The following is a 3,958-nucleotide window of genomic DNA, read 5'->3' as shown; positions in this document are numbered from 1 at the left end:
TGACACAGAAATGTCAGACTTTTTTATAAAACTTCGTTAAGTCAAATTACTTCATTTTAGCAACAATATCTTCAGCCATTTTTAAGTGCTTAGCAACTGCGGTACGTGTTTGTGTCAACATATTTTTGAGTTCAGCATTTTTAGCATTCGGGATTAATTGTTTTTCAATCGTATTCAGTACTTTACGATGTACGTCAACCTGGCTGCTCATATAGTCTTTATCTGGTGTGGATGAGTTGCTCAGTTTTCTGACTACATTATCACTGTCTTTTTGCAAGGAGGTGCTAATACCACTCACTTGTGGGGTTAACTTCAAGCTGCTTGCCAGTGTCTGGCCTTTCTTCTTATTTGCTGAATGTTCATTAATCATCATCTGAGCATACTTACGGGCTTTTTCTGTTTTCAGCTTCGGTAAAACAGTTCTTGCCTGTTTAATCTCACCGTTATTGGCTGTGCTCACCACTTTAATCACTTGACTCTCTGTCAAATTCTGATGAGCATGCTGCATTGCTTTAGAGTGAGTCTTACTCTCGCTGGCAGATTGCTGATCCATAGCCATAGTTTGAGATGCAGCAAAACCTAATACTCCACTTACTGCAGCACATTTGATCATGTTCTGCATAGTCATCTTTTTCATCTAGGCATCCCTCAGGTTTGTTATTTAGATAAGCCTTAATAAAATAAATGAATTAAATTAATAACAGTGTAATATTTCATTAGTTTTATGAGCTATATATATAATACAGATATTAAATTAGGTAAAAAATTATTGACTAAAATATTTTTAATTTAATTTCTTAAAACAAAAATTGAAAATTTCTATATAAAGACAAAAATCCACAATATAAATATTATAAAATTAAATAATTGATTATCAGAAATAAATATATATCTAGCTATTATTTTTAAAATAAAAACGGAGCATAAGCTCCGTTTTTATTTAGCAATCAACTCACTCTAACTACTTATTTTCTTTAACCTAATAATAAGTGAGTTTATACTGACTTATTAATGCATTGTTCGTGTATGAGCTTCATGATGGACATCATGACGGCCTAACTTAGTTGCAGTATAGATCAGGTAAATCGCTGATAGACCAACCAAGACATAAATAATTCGAGAAAGAGCGCTCTGCTCACCAAAGATTGCTGCGACCAAGTTAAAGTCGAATGCACCAACTAAGCCCCAATTCAGGCCACCAATAATGGCTAATGCATAGGCGATCCAGTCTAAAGTTCCAAGTCTTCTCATGATTTTTCTCCAAGCTAATGTTTGACTAATTCTCATCCAAAATTATGCAAGCCATAGCAAAACGAATATGTAGTCTTGATGCTAAAAGTCCCTATTCTGTGTTGATCTATGTTGAATAAATGTCATGTTATAAGCATTAAATTTTAATTGGGTTGGTTTTCTTTGAATTGTTCATATTTTACGTAAACCAAATCAGAATTAAGCTTTGAATATTTTATTAATGATATTTAATTTATTGATTTTAATATTTTTTATTTGATTTAAAAACAACTAAAGACTATGAATTATTTCTTCTACATTCTGATTTAATATTCTATCATGAATGGAAAAATTGCTTGTTTAAAAGTATTAGTAATAAATTTCATTAGTTTAGATTTTAATTTTCCGCTCAAAATATTTTCCTATGCAGTAATCAGATATTGAATATCTAAATCCAGTAATTGATAAAAATAGATGAAAGGCAATTATTGTGCTTTTTATCTGAGCAAAGGGATACTTTGATACTGTCTCTCAACAAATATACATTAGGGAAGTTTCTTGCAGATCATCAAGCCTATATGATTTGATCTTAACGAGTTTTAGCTTATAAAATCATCTGCTTCCAGTTTCGCCTTTTTCTTATGTTGATACATATTCTTATCTGCCTCTATTAAGACCTCATGTAGATCTTTAGTCAGCTGACGGACTGCATAGCCAATTGCCACATGAATATTGGCAGCTGCAAATATTTCACTTAAACGATGATATAAAATCGCTGCGTCTTCAGCTTTGGTCTCAGGACATAAAATCGTAAATTCATCCCCACCCATACGTGCAATCACATCATTAACACGCATATGTTCTACCAGTACATCTGAAGTACGCTGAATTAACTGGTCTCCTGCTTCGTGTCCAAACTGGTCATTCACCTGCTTTAAATCATTCAGGTCGATGCTAAATATTGCAGCTGGTAAGCCATAACGTTGACAGCGTCCCTCCTCAGCTTCTAACAGCTGATCCCAGGCGCGGCGATTATACAGTCCGGTTAAACTATCGGTGAGCGCTTCTACCTCATAACGTTCACGTAAACGTCTCTGTTTATTTTCCCGCAATTCACTTTGTAAAATTGAGCTCAATAAACTGCCTAAAAGCGAAATGAGTGCCGCATCTTTTAAAATATCTTCAGAATGAGGCTTATCATCGATAGCGCAAATTGTTCCAAAAATTGATCCATCTTCATTAAATAGTGGCTCACCAATATAAGATTTGATCGACAGTTTGTTATTTATCGGTGCTTTTGAATATAGTTCGATTTCGTTGGAACATGGCGCTATTTTAGGAGTTTTTCCCTGTACCATGTGATAGCAAAATGAATCCGCCCAACCGAATACTTCGCCTGGCTTAATATCATATTTTTGATTTTCCGCCTGGAGAATAATCCAATCATCATTTTCTACACGAGTGATCATCCATAAGCCAAAACCCAAATGCTGATGAAGATATTGAAGTACTTGCTTGCCCGCTTCTTCAAAATTATGAAATTTTATACTGTGCATGGAGAACACTCAGAATGATGAGTATTTGTAAATACTGCTTAGGGAGATTAAAAAAAGAATTATATAAGAATTGAATCAAAAAATATCCAGATTATTTCTAATAAAATCATTCAGTGAAAGATTAATTCCTTATTTATTTGATTAGATTCATATTATTGTAAAAAATAAAAAAGCTGGTCAAATGACCAGCTTTTTTCAAGCTATCGTATTTTTAAGCAGCATAAGCTTTTGCCATTAAGGCTTCAATTTCTTCTACAGTTTTGACCACTTTGGCAGTTAATACCAATGGGCCATTTTGAGTCACAACTACATCGTCCTCAATACGAATTCCGATGCCACGCCATTTTGGATCAACCGTTTCATCATCAGGTGCAATATACAGGCCCGGTTCTACAGTCACGACCATACCTTCTTCATAAGAACGCCATTCACCATTTGTCTTATAAGCACCGACATCATGTACGTCCATGCCCAACCAGTGTCCAGTACCATGCATATAGAACTGGCGGAAACTTTCGGTTTCGATAATTTCCTCAATCTTGCCCTGCATAATCCCCAAGTCCAGCAAACCTTGAACCAGAATTCGCACTGCCACATTGTGTGGTTCTTTATAGGAGTTGCCGATCTGAACTGCATTGATCGCAGCAATCTGTGCATCAAGCACGATGTTATAAAGTGCTTTTTGTTCAGGACTGAATTTACCATTTACCGGGAAAGTACGGGTAATGTCGGATGCATAGAACTGATATTCACAGGCTGCATCAATCAGCACCAGATCACCGTCTTTCAGTTCTTTGTCATTTTCCACATAGTGCAGGATGCAGGCATTTTCACCGCCACCGACAATACTGTTATAAGAAGGTACACAGCCATTTTTGCCAAATACATAGTTCAGCTCTGCCTCCAGTGCATATTCCATCATACCCGGACGTACAGTCTGCATCGCTCTGGTATGTGCTTCCGCAGAAATATCTGATGCGATCTGCATCAGTTCAATTTCATTGGCATCTTTATGCAGACGCATTTCATCAACAATACGGTCTAACTGAACGATTTGAGCAGGTGCAGATTTTCCTCGACGGCTTTCACCACTGGCTTGTGCAATCCATTTCGCGACACGCGCATCAAACTCTGCACTATGGCCGACCCGGTAGAATAATTTATCCTTGTTA

General features: G+C 36.1%; 3 protein-coding genes and 1 pseudogene. All 4 read right to left on the bottom strand.

The window, feature by feature from the left end:
- Positions 1–46 precede the first annotated feature (46 nt).
- Positions 47–637 carry a DUF4142 domain-containing protein gene (locus tag B4033_RS05220; RefSeq protein WP_286832541.1) on the bottom strand — a complete coding sequence of 197 codons (591 nt, stop codon included), beginning with the start codon at positions 635–637 and terminating at the stop codon, positions 47–49.
- A 371-nt stretch (positions 638–1,008) separates the two neighbouring features.
- Positions 1,009–1,251 carry a DUF378 domain-containing protein gene (locus tag B4033_RS05215; RefSeq protein ID WP_004810720.1) on the bottom strand — a complete coding sequence of 81 codons (243 nt, stop codon included), beginning with the start codon at positions 1,249–1,251 and terminating at the stop codon, positions 1,009–1,011.
- A gap of 578 nt (positions 1,252–1,829) precedes the next feature.
- Entirely contained in the window at positions 1,830–2,786 is a 957-nt protein-coding gene (locus B4033_RS05210) for a sensor domain-containing diguanylate cyclase (protein ID WP_286832540.1), read from the bottom strand.
- Positions 2,787–2,997: 211 nt separating this feature from the next.
- Positions 2,998–3,958 (bottom strand): annotated as a pseudogene (locus tag B4033_RS05205) (M24 family metallopeptidase); the annotation flags it as partial.

This window comes from Acinetobacter sp. UBA3132, from assembly GCF_002364825.1.
GTDB classification, from domain to species: Bacteria; Pseudomonadota; Gammaproteobacteria; order Pseudomonadales; family Moraxellaceae; genus Acinetobacter; species Acinetobacter schindleri.
Note: the sequence above shows the minus strand (reverse complement) of the source record. Positions and strands in the feature narration are given on the sequence as shown.

What these genes read in the sequence shown, in the direction of transcription:
- B4033_RS05220 (WP_286832541.1), bottom strand. Translation starts at nt 637, where the DNA reads ATGAAAAAGATGACTATGCAGAACATGATCAAATGTGCTGCAGTAAGT.
- B4033_RS05215 (WP_004810720.1), bottom strand. Translation starts at nt 1,251, where the DNA reads ATGAGAAGACTTGGAACTTTAGACTGGATCGCCTATGCATTAGCCATT.
- B4033_RS05210 (WP_286832540.1), bottom strand. Translation starts at nt 2,786, where the DNA reads ATGCACAGTATAAAATTTCATAATTTTGAAGAAGCGGGCAAGCAAGTA.